This window comes from Microvirga soli, from assembly GCF_016734765.1.
Lineage (GTDB): Bacteria > Pseudomonadota > Alphaproteobacteria > Rhizobiales > Beijerinckiaceae > Microvirga > Microvirga soli.
In genome coordinates, this window is the sequence record NZ_JAERQE010000009.1 from 52,410 (window position 1) to 67,447 (window position 15,038).

Genomic DNA, 15,038 nt, shown 5'->3' on the forward strand with positions numbered 1-15,038 from the left:
ATGAACAACCTGAAGCTTCGGGTCGCGCGGCCGACGGATGATCTTGAAGCTGTCGTGCGCTTCTACCGCGATGGTCTCGGTTTCCAGGTCATCGCCTCGTTCGACGAAACCGGCGGCTTCGAGGGCAGGATGCTAGGGCATCCGCAGGCCATGTGGCACCTGGAGTTCACATCCCTGCGCGGGCACACGGCCGGCCGTGCTCCAACGGAAGACAACCTGCTTGTCTTCTACCTGCCGGATCGCAGCGAATGGGAAGCAGCGGTGCAGCGGATGCGCGACAACGGGCATTCTCCGGTGCGATCATTCAATCCATACTGGGATGACCTGGGCGTGACGTTCGAGGATCCGGATGGTTATCGTGTCGTGCTGCAGAACATGGCGTGGGTGAAGTAGCGCTTTTCGCCTGCCAATCGACATGCGTCTACCGAAGGCTTTGGCATGCTGGATCTTCCGACCTTTCTGACATTCTATATGGCTGTGCTCGCGCTTCAGCTGGCGCCCGGGCCTGACATGGTTCTCCTGCTGAGTCGCGGAGTCGGACAGGGGCGCCGCACGGCTGTTCTCACGGCCATCGGCATGACGCTGGTCGCCGGTATCATCCAGCTTCCGCTCCTAGCCTTGGGCGTCACATCAATCATTCAGGCATCGCCCTGGGCCTTCGATCTTCTGCGCTGGGCAGGAGCAGCCTACCTCGTCTGGATCGGAGCCAAGCTCCTCATCGGATCCTTCGGCTCCCATGAACTGAAGCGGAAAACGGCGCAGCCGATCTCGGACATGGCCGCCCTGCGCCAAGGTATGATCAACAATCTGACCAACCCGAAGGCGATGGTGTTCATGCTGGCGTTCCTGCCGCAATTCGTCGATCCGACGAGCACGTGGCCCGTGACGGCGCAATTGCTGTTCCTGGGAGCCGTGCAGAAAATTTCAGGCTTCTTCGTGCTCGGGGGCGTCGCGCTGGGCACCGGCACGATTGGCGACTGGCTCGCGCGTCGGCCTGGCCTCATCGCTTGGCAGGAGCGTTTCGCCGGCATCATCATGGTCGGCCTTGGCCTGCGCCTCGCGCTGGGCGGTGATGCATCCGCGATGCGCCGTTAGCCTCCGAGCGAAATAGTTTTATCAACCCATGTCACTCAGAATCTCGTGCAATGGCCTTTCATTCGTCCAAAGCACAGCGCTCCAGCCCATCGCCTTAGCGCCCTGCACATTCTTAGCAGTATCATCGATTAGAAGAATGTCGCTTGGGCTAAAGCCAGTCCGCGCAGCCACAGCGCGGAAAAAATCCGGCTCAGGCTTTTTGGCGCCGATCTGAGCGGAATATTGAATGCTATCGATGTGATCGGCCAAAGTGAGTTCAGTTAAAAGATACTTCGCTCTCAGGTGTTCTTGGTTCGTAGCAAGATGGATCTGAACTCCAGAGGAACGGAGTTGCGTGAGAGCGGCCAGTAAATTCTCGTCCAAGCGCGTATCCCTTGAGAACCAGTAGTCGATAAGCTGTTCGGCAGCGAGATGCGGGGCAACCTTCTGCAAAACGGGTCGCAGTCGATCAGTAAGCATAGCCCGACCGATTACGATCTCATCCCAATGCACGGCGAAAAATTCTCGGTGGAGATCGTCGGCAGATATTCCGAGGTCTGCCTCAAGCGACGTCGACCAATGGCAGCCATCATCCGGTCTCCCACGAATCAGCACACCATCGACATCCACCATGATGGCCCTGATCGGCATGGATTATTCTCCGCCTTGCGTCTCCTCGAACCGCACCACTTCGCCCTGCGACGGCGTCTCCAGCGATCCGTCCCACATCACCACGTTGCCGCGCACCACGGTGCCGACGGGCCAGCCGGTGACCTTCTTGCCGTCGTAGGGCGTCCACTGCGATTTTGACGCGATCCAATCGTTGGCGATGGTCTCGGTGCGCTTGAGGTCGACTACGGTGAAATCCGCGTCGTATCCCACCGCGATGCGGCCCTTGCCGGCAATGCCGAACAGGCGCTTGGGGCCGGCGCTCGTCATGTCGACGAAGCGCTCGAGCGTGAGGCGGCTTGCATTCACGTGGTCGAGCATGACCGGCACAAGCGTCTGCACACCGGTCATGCCGGAGGGCGTGTTGGGATAGGTCTTATTCTTTTCCTCGCGGGTGTGCGGCGCGTGGTCGGAGCCGAGGATGTCGGCGATGCCCTCGTCGAGTCCCTGCCAGAGCGCTGCGCGATGGAGTTCGTCGCGCACGGGCGGGTTCATCTGGATGTAGGTGCCGAGCCGCTCGTAATCCTCCGGCCCCACCAGCGTCAGGTGGTGCGGCGTCACCTCCACCGACACGAGCGCCTTGTGCTCCTTCAGGAGCGCCATCTCTTCCGCCGTGGTGATGTGGAGCACGTGGATGCGCGCGCCGGTTTGCTGAGCGATGCGCACGAGGCGCTGCGTGCAGGCGAGCGCCACTTCGGCCGAGCGCCACACGGGATGCGAGCGTGGATCGTCTTCGACGCGCAGATCCTTGCGCGCACGCAGCATCGCCTCGTCCTCGGAATGGAAGGCGGCGCGGCGGCGGGTGCGGCGCAGGATATTGGCGATGCCCTCGTCATCCTCGACGAGCAGAGAACCGGTGGACGAGCCCATGAACACCTTGATGCCGGCAGCGCCCGGCAGGCGCTCCAACTCCGTCACATCGGCCGCATTCTCGTGCGTTCCGCCGACCCAGAAGGCGAAGTCGCAATGCATGCGGTGATGGCCGCGGCGCACCTTGTCGGCGAGCGCCTCCGGGGTCGTGGTCTGCGGGTCAGTGTTGGGCATCTCGAACACCGTCGTGACGCCGCCCATGACGGCCGCGCGGGAGCCCGATTCAAGATCCTCCTTGTGATCGAGCCCAGGCTCGCGGAAATGCACCTGGGTGTCGATGACGCCCGGCAGGATATGCAGCCCCCGGCAGTCGATCTCCCGCGCGGCGGAGGCTCGCGACAGGTCGCCGATGGCGGCGATGCGCCCACCGCGCACGCCGACGTCGCGCTCCACGCGCCCGTCGTGATTCACGACGATGCCGCCTTTGAGGATCAGGTCGAAGGTCTGGGGCATGGCAATCTCATCCCTTGAGGCCGCTGCGGAAGGGGCATATGTCACGTTGAACGTAGAGAGCAACTGGAGCGGGGCACATGCCGTCAGTCCATCTGGCCGACCGGGGCGTGGTAAGGGTTTCGGGCGAGGACGCCAAGACTTTTCTCGACAACCTCATCACCTGCGACCTGGACCGTGTGTCACCGCACACGGCGCGCTTCGGTGCCCTGCTGACACCCCAGGGCAAGATCCTGTTCGACTTTCTGGTCTTCCAGGCGCCGGAGGAGATCGGCGGGGCCTATTATCTCGACGTCCTGAAGGTCTACGCGCCCGACCTCGCCAAGCGCCTCGGCTTCTACAAGCTGCGGGCAAAGGTGGCCGTCGAGGACCTGTCCGATTCGCTCGGCATCGTAGCCGGCTGGGATGCGCCGCAGCCGGATGACGAGGCCGGGCTCGTGGTCGAGGATCCGCGTCTGCCCGCCCTCGGCTGGCGCGCCATGGTGGCGGCTGAGGACGCGGCGGAGTTCGCCAAGGATCCGGCGGAAGCCTTTCACGCCCACCGCATCCGGCTCGGCGTGCCCGAGGGCGGGCGTGACTTCCTGTTCGGCGACGCCTTCCCGCACGAGGCCCTGATGGACCAGCTGAACGGCGTCGATTTCGACAAGGGCTGCTATGTGGGCCAGGAGGTGGTCTCCCGCATGCAGCATCGCGGCACGGCCCGCACCCGCATCGTGCCAGGCGTCTACGAAGGCGGATTCGCGGCCGATCTCGGCGTCGAGGTGACGGCTGGCGAGAAGCTTCTGGGCAAGACCGGCACCAGCGCCGAGGGGCGCGGGCTTCTGATGATCCGCCTCGACCGGGCCGACGATGCGCTCAAAACTGGTGAGACGATCCGGGCCGGGGGCATTCCGGTGCGCCTCGAAAAGCCCTCCTGGATCAGGTTCGCTTTCCCGGGAGAGCAGGAGGGTGCATCCTGAGCCGTCAAAAAGCCAAGCTTCCAACGGAACGAAGCGCTCACAAAAACGTTACAAGCAATCGACCTGCGAGCGGACCGAAGCAAGAGCCGTCCCGGTCTGCTGGGGGATCCTGATGAACGCAGTGCAAGGAATCGGTTCGACGTCCCAGGAAGGACGCTTCCAGCTTCTGGTCGATGCGGTCACGGATTACGCCATCTACATGCTCGACCCCACGGGCATCGTCTCGAGCTGGAATGCCGGAGCCCAGCGCTTCAAGGGCTACACGCAGGACGAGATCCTCGGCGAGCACTTCTCACGGTTCTACACGGACGAGGACAAGGCCACCGAGTTGCCGCGGCGGGCGCTGGAGACAGCCGCCCGCGAGGGCAAGTTCGAGGCCGAGGGCTGGCGCCTGCGCAAGGACGGAACGAGGTTCTGGGCCCATGTGGTCATTGACCCGATCCGCGACGCTCGCGGTGAGCTGCTTGGTTTTGCCAAGATCACTCGCGACCTCACCGAGAGGAAGAGGACGCAGGAGGCCCTGAAGGAGAGCGAGGAGCGCTTCCGCCTGCTGGTCCAGGGTGTCACCGACTACGCCATCTACATGCTCGACCCGCAGGGCCGCGTGACCAACTGGAACGCCGGCGCGCAACGCATCAAGGGCTACACGCAGGACGAGATCCTCGGGCGGCACTTCTCCCAGTTCTATACGGGCGAAGATCAAGCAAACGAGCTTCCCCGGCGCGCGCTGGAGACAGCTGCCCGCGAGGGCAGGTTCGAGGCGGAAGGCTGGCGCCTGCGCAAGGATGGCACAAGGTTTTGGGCGAGCGTGGTCATCGACCGGATTCGGAATGACCTGGGCGAGACCATCGGCTTTGCCAAGATCACCCGCGACATCACCGAGCGCCGGCAGGCGCAAGAAGCCCTGGCCCAGGCCCAGGCGGCCCTGTTTCAGTCGCAGAAGATGGAAGCCGTCGGGCAGCTTACGGGCGGCGTGGCGCACGATTTCAACAATCTGCTGACGGTGATCGTCAACAACCTGGACCTTCTCACACGCAACACCCGCGATGCCCGTGACGTGCGGCTGATCGAGGGGGCTCAGCGTGCGGCCGAACGCGGCGCGAAGCTGACGCAGCAGCTGCTGGCCTTCTCCCGCCGCCAGCCCCTCCAGCCGGCCCTGCACAACCCGAACACCCTCATCGGGGGCTTCGAGGCAATCCTGCACCGGGCCTGCGGCGAGCTGGTGAAGCTGCAGCTTGCGCTAGCCCCACAGGTTCGCTCGATCTCGGTCGATGCGCCGCAATTCGAGGCGGCTCTCCTCAACCTCATCGTCAATGCGCGGGACGCGATGCCGGACGGCGGATCGCTGACGATCACGACCGGCAACGTGACCGTGGGCGCGAACGAGCACGCGGCTGCCGAGCTGCAGCCCGGCCCCTATGTCTCGGTCACGGTGGAGGATACCGGCACGGGCATGACGCCCGAGGTGCTCGACCGCGTCTTCGAGCCGTTCTTCACCACGAAGGAGATCGGCAAGGGAACGGGCCTAGGCTTGAGCCAGGTCTATGGCTTCGTCACGCAATCGGGCGGGCACATCAAGGTCGACAGTATTCTGGGCCAAAGCACCAAGGTCACCATGCTGCTGCCGGCCCAGGAGAATGGGAACGAGGCCGCCGTGGAGGACGAGGACGGGACGATCCGTCCGGCCCGGGACAGCGCCGGCACCGTGCTGATCGTCGAGGACGAGCCCGCCGTGCTCGAAGTGGCGAGCGATATCTTCGACAGCCTCGGCTACGACGTTCTGACCGCAACGGATGCCAAGGAGGCGCTCGCCGTCTTGGAGACCGATGCGGTGATCGATGTGATGTTCAGCGACGTGATCATGCCCAACGGCATGAACGGCGTCGAACTCTCCCGCAAGGCCCGGGAGATGCGGCCGGATCTCAAGGTTCTGCTGGCATCGGGCTATCCCATGTCGGCCCTGCCCTCGGAGGGACTCGGTCCGGGCGTCTCCTTCATCAGCAAGCCCTATCGCTGGACCGAGCTTGCCGACAAGCTGCGGGCACTCCGCTCCTGAGCATGAAGGCTCATCGCCATAAGTGATGGACGGTATCGGCAATTTTGATTGGTGCCGGCAAAGGCTTCCCGCTAGCATCCAGCCAAAATCGCCCCGGGAATGCCATGTATCAGCCACCCCACTTCCGCGAGGACAATCGCGAGGTTCAGCACGCCCTCATCAGGGCCCATCCGCTCGGGCTTCTGGTGACGCTAGGCGGCGCGGGGCTCGTGGCCAATCCCATTCCCTTCGTGCTCGATGCCGCCGCCTCGGCCCATGGAACGCTCAAGGCGCATCTGTCGCGAGCGAACGGACAATGGCAGGATTTCAGCCCGGACCTGGAGGCCCTTGTCGTCTTCCAGGGGCCCGAGACATACATCACCCCGTCCTGGTATGCGGCCAAGCGCGAACACGGCAAGGTGGTGCCGACCTGGAATTACGCCATCGTGCAGGCCTATGGCCGCCTGCGGGTGATCGACGATCCCGATTGGCTTCTCCGGCAGATCACGGCCATGACCGATGTTCAGGAAACCACCCGGCCGGAGCCCTGGACCGTGAGCGATGCGCCGGCACCCTTCGTGGCCGCGCAACTCAAGGGGATCGTCGGCATCGAGATCGAGATCACCCGGATCGAGGGCAAGTGGAAGGTGAGCCAGAACCGGTCGGAGGCCGACCGCCAGGGCGTGGCCGAGGGGCTGCGCCTTGCCGAGGACGATGCCTCGCGGCACATGGCGGATCTGGTCGATGCGCGGGGAGCCTTGCCCGGTGGCCGACAATCTTGAACCGCGCGTCGAGCCCTGCATGCTGCAGACCCTCGAGGAATGGGTCGTTCTAAGGCATGCCCTGTGGCCCGAGGGGCCGAAGGATGAGCATCGCGCCGAAGCGCAGGCCATGCTCTGGGAGCAGAAGGAAGCCATCGCGCTTCTCGTGCGCTTGCCCGACGGCACGCCGGCGGGCTTTGCGGAAGCGGCATTGCGCCACGACTACGTGAACGGCTGCGCCACCTCTCCGGTGGCCTTTCTCGAAGGCATCTACGTGCAGCCGGAACATCGCGGCAAAGGCCTCGCCCGGCTGCTGTGCCGGGCGGTGGAGCGATGGGCTCGAAGCCTCGGGTGCAGTGAGTTCGCCTCCGACGTTCTCCTCGACAACGAGGCTTCGCAGAGCATGCATAAGGCCCTGGGCTTCGAGGAGACGGAGCGGGTCGTGTATTTTCGGAAGCAGCTCCGCTCCTGACGCGTTTGGTCCGGGGTGGATCTTCCCGTTTCCCCGCACTCCCGCTACACAGGCTGCATGAGCGACGGACTGATCCTGCATCCCGACAACAAATCCCGCTGCTGGTGGCCCGGCACCGATCCCTTCTACGTGGAATACCACGACACCGAATGGGGCGTGCCCGAGGTCGACGACCGGGCGCTGTTCGAGAAGCTGATTCTCGATGGATTTCAGGCGGGCCTGTCGTGGATCACGATCCTGCGCAAGCGCGAGAACTTCCGTAGCGCTTTTGCCGGCTTCGACCCGGCCGTGATCGCCCGGTTCGATCAGGCCCAGGTGGAGGCGCTGATGCTCGATCCCGGCATCGTGCGCAACCGCGCCAAGATCGAGGCGACGATTGCAGGCGCCCGTGCCTGGCTTGTCATCCAGGAGCGCGGCGGCTTCTCGAAATTTCTCTGGGATTTCGTCGACGGCCGGCCGGTTCAGACCAACCTTAAAACCCGCAAGGACGTGCCGACCGAGAACGAGGTCTCGCGCAAGATCTCGAAGGCCCTGAAGGCGGAAGGCTTCAACTTCGTCGGGCCCACCATCGTCTATGCCTTCATGCAGGCGGTGGGCATGACGAACGATCACCTCACCGGCTGCTACCGCCATGCCGAGTGCGCGGCGCTCGTCAAGGCTCTCTGATGGCCAAGGAACCGCGTGTCTGGCAGCGGATGCTTTCCGGCCGCCGCCTCAACCTGCTCGATCCGTCGCCGCTGGATGTCGAGCTCGACGACATCGCCCATGGGCTCGCCCGCGTGGCGCGCTGGAACGGGCAGACGATCGGCGGGCACATCTTCTCCGTAGCGCAGCATTCGCTGCTCGTTGAGGCGATTGCCGCCCATACCAGCCCGGAGATGTCGCGCGAGTGGCGTCTTGCGGTGCTGCTGCACGATGCGCCCGAATACGTGATCGGCGACATCATCTCGCCGTTCAAGGCGGTGATCGGCGATGCGTACAAGACTATCGAGGCGGGCCTGCTCGCAGCGATCCACCTGCATTTCGGCCTGCCAGCGCAGCCGGCGGCCGCGCTCAAGCGCTTCATCAAGCAGGCGGACCGGCAGGCGGCCTTCCTGGAGGCGACGCACCTTGCCGGCTTTGCCCGCGAGGAGGCGATCAAGTTCTTCGGACGACCCGAGCCCCTGCCCCGCACGGTGCTGGCCCTTCTGGAGCCCTGGCCCGTGAATCAGGCCGAGGAGCGCTATCATCAGAAGGTCACAGCGGCGCTGGCGAAGTGACGCGCAGCCTCATCTGATCGGGATGGCCGGGACAGGCCCGGCCATGACGAGAGGGTGTCATCCCCGGCGCACGAAGTGCGGGAAGGGGATCCATCGCCCCGCGTGTGCGAGTGGATTCCCTTCCCCTCCGCTACGCTCCGGCCGGGAATGACACCGCAGTTCAATTCATACTGCCAATCCGAATCGTATAAGGCTCCTCACCTCCCCGGAACCAGATCCATGCCGACCCTTCACGTCTGTCCCCTTTCCCGCCTGCACGCCACCGTGGCCGAAACCCGCGCCAGCCACGTGGTGAGCCTCATGGGAGCCGGAGCCGAGGTGCCGCGCCTCACGGGCGTTGCAGCGGATCGCCATCTATTCATCGGCGTCAGCGATATCGTGGCGCCGCTCGAAGGCCATGTGCTGGCGGGCGCGGAACACATGGAGCAGCTGCTCGCCTTCGTCCGGGCCTGGGGGCGGGAGAGCCCCCTCGTGCTCCATTGCTGGGCCGGGATCAGCCGCTCGACCGCCGGCGCCTACATCGCGGCCTGTGCCTTGGCGCCGGAGCGAGACGAGGCCTCCATTGCCCTTAGCCTGCGTGCAGCCGCCCCCAGTGCCACCCCGAACGGCCGGTTCATCGCGCTCGCCGACGACATTCTCGGCCGCCGGGGCCGGATGGTCGATGCGATCCGGTCGATCGGGCGTGGAGCCGACGCTATGGAGGGGACGCCCTTCATGTTACAGCTTAACGGCAACTAGGCGATTCCGCTTCGGACAATCAGCCTGTCACGAACACTGAGGCCATCCCTTGGAGATCCCCTTTCTCGTCCTGCTGGCCCTCGGCATTCCGGTCTGCGCCATCGCGGGCTTGGTTCTCGGCCTTTCAGCCCGCACCAAGCTGATGCTCCTGCAGGGACGGGTTGCGGCTCTGGAGGGCGAATTGCGACTCGTTCGGGCGCAGTCCGGACCGGCCGCCTCCCCGGCGGAGCAGCAGGCACCGGCACCCATGCCGGAAGCTCCCATTGAGGAGGCTCCTGCACCGGATTTGCCCTTGGATCCGGTAACCGAAGCGCTGCGGCCAGCGAGATCGGTTCCAGCCATCCAACCGCCGACGCCGCGGCCGGCTCCTCCCGGCCGGGATTTCGAGGAAGCACTCGGCTCCCGCTGGGCCGTCTGGGTTGGCGGCGTGGCGCTGGCCCTCGGGGGCATCTTTCTCGTCCGCTACTCCATCGAACAGAACCTATTGAGCCCGGCCACCCGCATCGCCTTTGGCGGTCTGTTCGCCCTTGCCCTGATCGGGGCCGGTGAATGGCTGCGCCGTCGCGAAAGCAGTGTCGCCCTGCCCGGTATTCCCAGCGCCAACGTGCCCAGCATCCTGACGGCAGCGGGAACCTGCGGGGCTTTTGCGGCCGCGTACGCAGCCTATGCCCTTTACGACCTGATCGGTCCCGCCGCGGCCTTCGTAACCTTAGGCCTGATCGCGGTTCTCACCATGGTCGCGTCCACCCTGCACGGCCCCATCCTGGCCGCGCTCGGTGTGCTCGGCGCCATGGGCAGCCCACTCCTCGTCTCGTCGGACGAGCCGCAGCCCTGGGCGCTCGTGATCTATCTCGCCTTCGTGGTGCTGCCAGCCTATGGGGTCGCGCGCCTGCGCCTGTGGCGCTGGCTTGCGCTTGCGGCCGCAACCGGCGTGCTGATCTGGACGTTCCTGATCTTCATCCTGGACGCGCAGGATGCCCTGCCGGCCATGGTGCATCTGGTTCTCCAAGCCGGCTTGGCCGCCTTCTTCCTGGTAGCTCTGCCCTACCGCCCGATCTCTGATGCCGAAAGCGGCATCGACCGGGCAGCCAGTATCGTGCTCCTGGCTTTCGCGGTTGCCGCTGTTGCGGTGTCGGGCACGGTTGCGGCTGGCGACGGGCGTGCGGTCTTCGTTGCCGCCATCGTGCTCGTCCTGCTGGGAACAGGCATCCGCTTCGCGCCGGCGGCCCCGGCTGCCGCCTGGGCAGCCCTGACCGCAATCGGTGCTCTCCTGGTCTGGCCCATCAGGGCCGATCTCGGCGGCACACCCGAGAACCTCTTCTATCAGAGCGGCGATCTCTTCGCGGTGAGGCCGCACGCCCTCGAGGTTTATCTCGGCCTCGCGCTCCTGGCTCCCGCGGCCATCACTGGCGCGTCCCTCCTCAGGCTGGCGCGCTCGCCGGACCTACGCCTTTCCGCAGCCGCCTGGTACACCGGAGCCGCCACAATCGGTCCGCTTCTGGCACTCGTGGCAGCCTATTGGCGGGTAGCCTCCCTGGAGCGGAGCCTGTCCTTTGCCCTCATCGCCGGCCTCCTCGCCCTCGCTTTCATCGCCGCCACCCGCTGGCTCAGCCGCCAGGAAGGTGCTCCGATCCGGCTCGGCCTCGGGGCTGCTGCCTCGGCCGCCTTGGCGGCGCTTGCCCTCGGCCTGACCTTTGCCCTCGACAAAGGCATGCTGACCGTGGCCTTCGCCCTGACGGCCTTAGGCACAGCCTGGGTTTCCGAGAGAACGGCCCTGCCTGCCCTGCGCTATGCGGTCGGCGGCATCGGGTTGATCGTTCTGGGCCGGCTGATCGCCAACCCGACCATCGTGGAAGGCGATCCCGGACCGATCCTGATCAACTGGCTCCTCTGGGGCTACGGCGTTCCAGCCGTGGCTTTTCTCGCCGCAAGCCGACTGCTGGAGCGCTCCGGCCGCGACAGGATCGTTCAGCTGACCGAGAGCCTGGGGATCGTCTTCGCGGCCTTCCTGGTGTTCTTCGAAATCCGCCACGCCCTCCGGGCGGGAGATCCGCTGGCACTCTCGACCGATCTCCTTGAGGTTGGACTTGTTGCAACGGAAAGCCTCGTCTTCGCGATCCTCCTGACACGCCTGGATCTCAGGCGAGGAGACCCGGTCTATCGCTGGGGCTCCCTGATCTTCAAGTTCGCCTCCCTGGCGCTCTGCGCCGGAGGGCTGCTCCTCGTCGAGAATCCGATGCTGACCGATGATGCCATTCTGGGCGGGCCGGTGTTCAATGCCTTGATCCCGGCCTATCTGCTGCCGTCCCTGCTCGCTGCAGGCTTGGCCCTCGTCGAGCGGCGGGCCCGCCCCCGATTCTACAGCCTCTCTTCGGCAATCTTGAGCCTGCTGCTCTTCTCAGCCTATGTCGGGCTGGGGATCCGGCGGCTCTTTACGGGGCCTGAACTGGCGCTCTGGCGCGGCTTCACCCAGGGCGAGCATTGGGCCTACTCAGTCGCCCTGCTGGTCACGGGAATCTTGCTTCTCGGCCTGGGACTGGCCCGCAACAATCGCTTTGCACGCCTCGCCTCGGCGGCTTATCTCGTGCTGGCGGTGCTGAAAGTGTTCATCGTCGACCTGGCCAATCTGGAGGGCGTCATGCGCGCCCTGTCATTTATCGGCCTCGGCCTTGTTCTCATCGGCATCGGTCTCGTCTATCAGAGACTCCTCGCCCATCGACCCAGCAATGCCGCAATCCCATCGTGACATTGCCTAAGCAAGATAACTGACGGACAGTTGCATGACCGACACCGCCTCCATCAAGACCCTGCCCTTCGAGAAGGCCCTGGCCGAATTGGAGGAGATCGTGCGGCGCCTCGAGCGTGGCGACGTGCCTCTCGAGGACTCGATTGCGATCTATGAGCGTGGCGAGGCCCTGAAGAAGCATTGCGAGCAATTGCTGAAGAAGGCCGAGGCCAGGATCGAGAAGATCACCATCGGCCCCGACGGCGCCGCCTCGGGCACGGCTCCGCTGGACGTCGAGAACTAAAGCATTGGACTCAAAAGTGGACTTGCACTTTTGAGATCATTCCGATGCTTTCTTCTTGATGAGAGCATCGTGTGACCGGACCCAGCGGGCCGCGCCAGCGAAAACCGAATCCACTTTTCCGCACGATGCTTTAAGTCACTGAAAGATCAGGCGGCGCGGCTCCGCTCGATGGCCGCGTCGACATCCTGGAGCACGGCATCGGGATCGATGGCGAAGGCCTGCTTCTGTCCCTCTGTTCCGCCGATCACGGGCTCGTAGTCGGCACCGACTTCAGCGGCCCAATGCAGGCCCGTGCTCTTGCGCCCGTTCTGCGCCATCAGCTCAATGAGCAGAGGCTGGCGCTGCGCCCAGAGAATGTTGGCAAGGCCTGCCCCATGGACCCCCATGACGATCTGGGCTTCGCCGAACCACTGCATCTGCTCGTGGTGGTTCGACCAGGACGCCTGGACGATCTGAAACCCGCGCTGGCGCAGCCCGTCCATCAGGGCGTCCTCTCCGTCCACCCGGCGCAGACGAGTGTCGCCCCGGGTCAGATAAGTGCGTGACGCAGGCTCGGGGAGCTGTCGATCCTGGTATGCGGCCTCGAAGACCGAGCGGGCGAACCCGATTGCCTCGGGCGTCGCGAAAAGCCTCTCGACATTGCTGCAATGGGTGCGCGCATAAAGGTAGGAATCCGCCTGGATCCGCTCCCAGGGCGCGAGCCTCACGTGATCGATGGATAAGCCTTTACGGCGCAGGCCCTCGATGAAGCTCATGACCAGGGAATTGACCGAGCGCGCCGTGGCGATGGTAAGTGTTTCCCCCGAGGCCACGACACCCCGGTCGAGCGCATGGCACAGCGGCATCAGCACATCGGTGAGCAGATGGCCGTAATGGGAGTAAGGGGGAATCGCAGCAACGACCCCACCCACCCGGCGCGTGTGGAAGGCCGCAGGCGCCGGATGCGCGAAGTTCCAGTTGCTGTCCGCATTCGTGTCGAAGGAAAGCTGCCGGCCTGTAGCCGCATCCACGGGAGTCAGAGTATGGCCAGGGACCAGGATGCCGGACAGCAGAGCAACCACCCGATGGGCGGAGTCCTGGTCCTTGAAACGGCAGTCCGGCTTCATCACGTCGACATTGTGCTGGCTGACGAAGGCGCGCTGCCGATCATACCGGCTCTGCATCAGGCGCAAGGGATGCACGCTGTCCTCGAGGAGCTTGACCTTCGCATCATCCGGCCAGCCGAAATCGGGAAAGAACGACACGGCCTTCCGCAACGCCGGACTGGAGCCCGTAAGCCCCTTCATTAAGCGGAAGGCGATGGGCTTCAGATCGAAGGTCCGATGAAGGGCGGAATGGTGTCGGGCCATCGCGATCCGTTATATCCGCTGGGCAACGCCGGGCACAGGGGCCGCAGATGTCGCCTTGACGTTGAAGGAGACCCTATCACGCGCCAGGACGAGCAGGATGGGAAACCACATGAACAGGTAATGCGTGTTGAAGAACGCGAACGGATTCGGCAGGTCGGCCCCCATATAGCCGAAGGAGAAGATGAGCGACGCTAGGCCGAAGAAGCGCAAGGTATCGTCCGTCGCGCGGGTCAGGCACCGGGCATAGCCTGCAACCATGAAGGCGGATGCGACAAGTCCCCCGAGACCGAAATACAGGGCGATTCCGAAAAAGCCGTTATGGGCATGGCTCAACCACTCATAGGGAAACCGGAATTCCGGTCCGCTGCCCAGAATGGGATGAAGCGCGATCTGAGCGCGAACGAGTTCCCATACCTGGCTGCGGTTTGAGGGCCGGCACCAGTCAACGTTGTCGCCGCAGATTACGGCCTTGATATTCGGCTCGAAGATGACGAGACCCGTCACGACGAGCCAACTCCCCAAGCAGCCCATGAGCACGATGAGCATGCCGCGCCGTTCGAGCAGCAACGCAAGCGGCAGGGCCAGGCAGAGGGCAATGAGAGGCCCTCGGCTCTGAGTCCAGACGAGACCGGCCACAAGCGGCACCGCCAGCATCAGGAGGATGGCCATGGTCTTCCGACTTCTGCTCTTCTCATCCACCCAAAGCGCCATCGTGGCGATCAGGGCGCTTGCGAGCGCTCCGGCACCCGGGATGGGATTACCGCCGCGCCCGAGGGGGATCATGCGGCCCATGAGATCCGGGGCTCTCACAACGTGGACAACGATCGATAGGAAGGCGCTTGCTGCACCGATGCCGGCAATAATCCAGAGGATCTGCCGGGTGTTCAAGACCCGGGACGTCTGCACGGCGAAAAGAAAGAACGCGGCCAGCAATGCGATTTTGGAAGGGTCGTCGATCGATCGTGGCATATCGCCGAACAGGGCACCCGCCATCTGCCATGCCACTAGGAAAGCGAATGAGAGCCAGAGCCACAGGTTTTTCCGGAGCGTGTCAGCCGCTGCCCCGCTGGCAAAAGCGAGAAGAGCCCCGGCAAAGATGGGCGCGACGGACAGACCTGGGGCCTTTCCGCCTCTGGCGAAGAAGATGGCGACGACAAAGAGGATGAAGGCCGCTGCACTCAGCACATGAAGCCGCCTGTGGTCGGCAAGGTGCTTACGGACCAGGGCTGTGGGGGAAGTCAGTCGGGAGGTATCGAGCGTCATCAGAACCGGCAGACTTTGCCCCATGAGGGTCTGGAATAGTATTTCGGGAATGTTCGCCGTCTAGCACTTCGATTCCGTGTTTTCAACTAAGTGTGATCTGACGGAAGCTT

15 protein-coding genes are annotated in these 15,038 nt (G+C 64.4%); 11 read left to right on the top strand and 4 right to left on the bottom strand.

Features of this window, described 5'->3' with window-relative positions:
* Positions 1-393: a VOC family protein gene (locus tag JKL45_RS10420; protein ID WP_201861070.1), complete on the top strand. Its 393-nt coding sequence runs from the start codon at positions 1-3 to the stop codon at positions 391-393.
* 45 nt (positions 394-438) lie between these two features.
* Positions 439-1,095: a LysE family translocator gene (locus JKL45_RS10425; RefSeq protein WP_201861071.1), complete on the top strand. Its 657-nt coding sequence runs from the start codon at positions 439-441 to the stop codon at positions 1,093-1,095.
* Between the two features lie 21 nt (positions 1,096-1,116).
* Here the strand turns inward: JKL45_RS10425 and JKL45_RS10430 are convergent, their stop codons facing one another.
* Positions 1,117-1,719, bottom strand: coding sequence for an HAD family hydrolase (locus JKL45_RS10430; RefSeq protein ID WP_201861166.1), 603 nt, complete (start codon positions 1,717-1,719; stop codon positions 1,117-1,119).
* A gap of 9 nt (positions 1,720-1,728) precedes the next feature.
* Entirely contained in the window at positions 1,729-3,066 is a 1,338-nt protein-coding gene (locus JKL45_RS10435; RefSeq protein ID WP_201861072.1) for a dihydroorotase, read from the bottom strand.
* A 77-nt stretch (positions 3,067-3,143) separates the two neighbouring features.
* Here JKL45_RS10435 and ygfZ point away from each other — a divergent pair, with 77 nt between their 5' ends.
* From ygfZ to JKL45_RS10480, 9 genes are all read left to right on the top strand, one after another.
* Positions 3,144-4,022, top strand: coding sequence for a CAF17-like 4Fe-4S cluster assembly/insertion protein YgfZ (ygfZ, locus tag JKL45_RS10440; protein WP_201861073.1), 879 nt, complete (start codon positions 3,144-3,146; stop codon positions 4,020-4,022).
* Between the two features lie 112 nt (positions 4,023-4,134).
* Positions 4,135-6,078: a hybrid sensor histidine kinase/response regulator gene (locus JKL45_RS10445; protein WP_201861074.1), complete on the top strand. Its 1,944-nt coding sequence runs from the start codon at positions 4,135-4,137 to the stop codon at positions 6,076-6,078.
* A 104-nt stretch (positions 6,079-6,182) separates the two neighbouring features.
* Entirely contained in the window at positions 6,183-6,839 is a 657-nt protein-coding gene (locus JKL45_RS10450; RefSeq protein WP_201861075.1) for an FMN-binding negative transcriptional regulator, read from the top strand.
* Positions 6,802-7,290, top strand: coding sequence for an aminoglycoside 6'-N-acetyltransferase (gene aac(6') / locus JKL45_RS10455; RefSeq protein WP_201861076.1), 489 nt, complete (start codon positions 6,802-6,804; stop codon positions 7,288-7,290). The genes JKL45_RS10450 and aac(6') overlap by 38 nt, the downstream gene beginning before the upstream one ends.
* A 57-nt stretch (positions 7,291-7,347) precedes the next feature.
* Entirely contained in the window at positions 7,348-7,956 is a 609-nt protein-coding gene (locus JKL45_RS10460; RefSeq protein WP_201861077.1) for a DNA-3-methyladenine glycosylase I, read from the top strand.
* Positions 7,956-8,549, top strand: a complete 594-nt coding sequence (locus JKL45_RS10465; RefSeq protein ID WP_201861078.1) for a YfbR-like 5'-deoxynucleotidase — start codon at positions 7,956-7,958, stop codon at positions 8,547-8,549. Before JKL45_RS10460 ends, JKL45_RS10465 begins: the two co-directional genes overlap by 1 nt.
* 219 nt (positions 8,550-8,768) lie before the next feature.
* Positions 8,769-9,287 carry a tyrosine phosphatase family protein gene (locus JKL45_RS10470; RefSeq protein ID WP_201861079.1) on the top strand — a complete coding sequence of 173 codons (519 nt, stop codon included), beginning with the start codon at positions 8,769-8,771 and terminating at the stop codon, positions 9,285-9,287.
* 49 nt (positions 9,288-9,336) lie between these two features.
* Positions 9,337-12,033, top strand: coding sequence for a DUF2339 domain-containing protein (locus JKL45_RS10475; protein ID WP_201861080.1), 2,697 nt, complete (start codon positions 9,337-9,339; stop codon positions 12,031-12,033).
* A gap of 34 nt (positions 12,034-12,067) precedes the next feature.
* Complete coding sequence (locus JKL45_RS10480; RefSeq protein ID WP_201861081.1) at positions 12,068-12,316, top strand: exodeoxyribonuclease VII small subunit; 249 nt, start codon at positions 12,068-12,070, stop codon at positions 12,314-12,316.
* Positions 12,317-12,462: 146 nt separating this feature from the next.
* Here the strand turns inward: JKL45_RS10480 and JKL45_RS10485 are convergent, their stop codons facing one another.
* Positions 12,463-13,665 carry a glycosyltransferase family 61 protein gene (locus JKL45_RS10485; RefSeq protein WP_201861082.1) on the bottom strand — a complete coding sequence of 401 codons (1,203 nt, stop codon included), beginning with the start codon at positions 13,663-13,665 and terminating at the stop codon, positions 12,463-12,465.
* A 9-nt stretch (positions 13,666-13,674) separates the two neighbouring features.
* Complete coding sequence (locus JKL45_RS10490; protein ID WP_201861083.1) at positions 13,675-14,952, bottom strand: O-antigen ligase family protein; 1,278 nt, start codon at positions 14,950-14,952, stop codon at positions 13,675-13,677.
* Positions 14,953-15,038 lie beyond the last annotated feature (86 nt).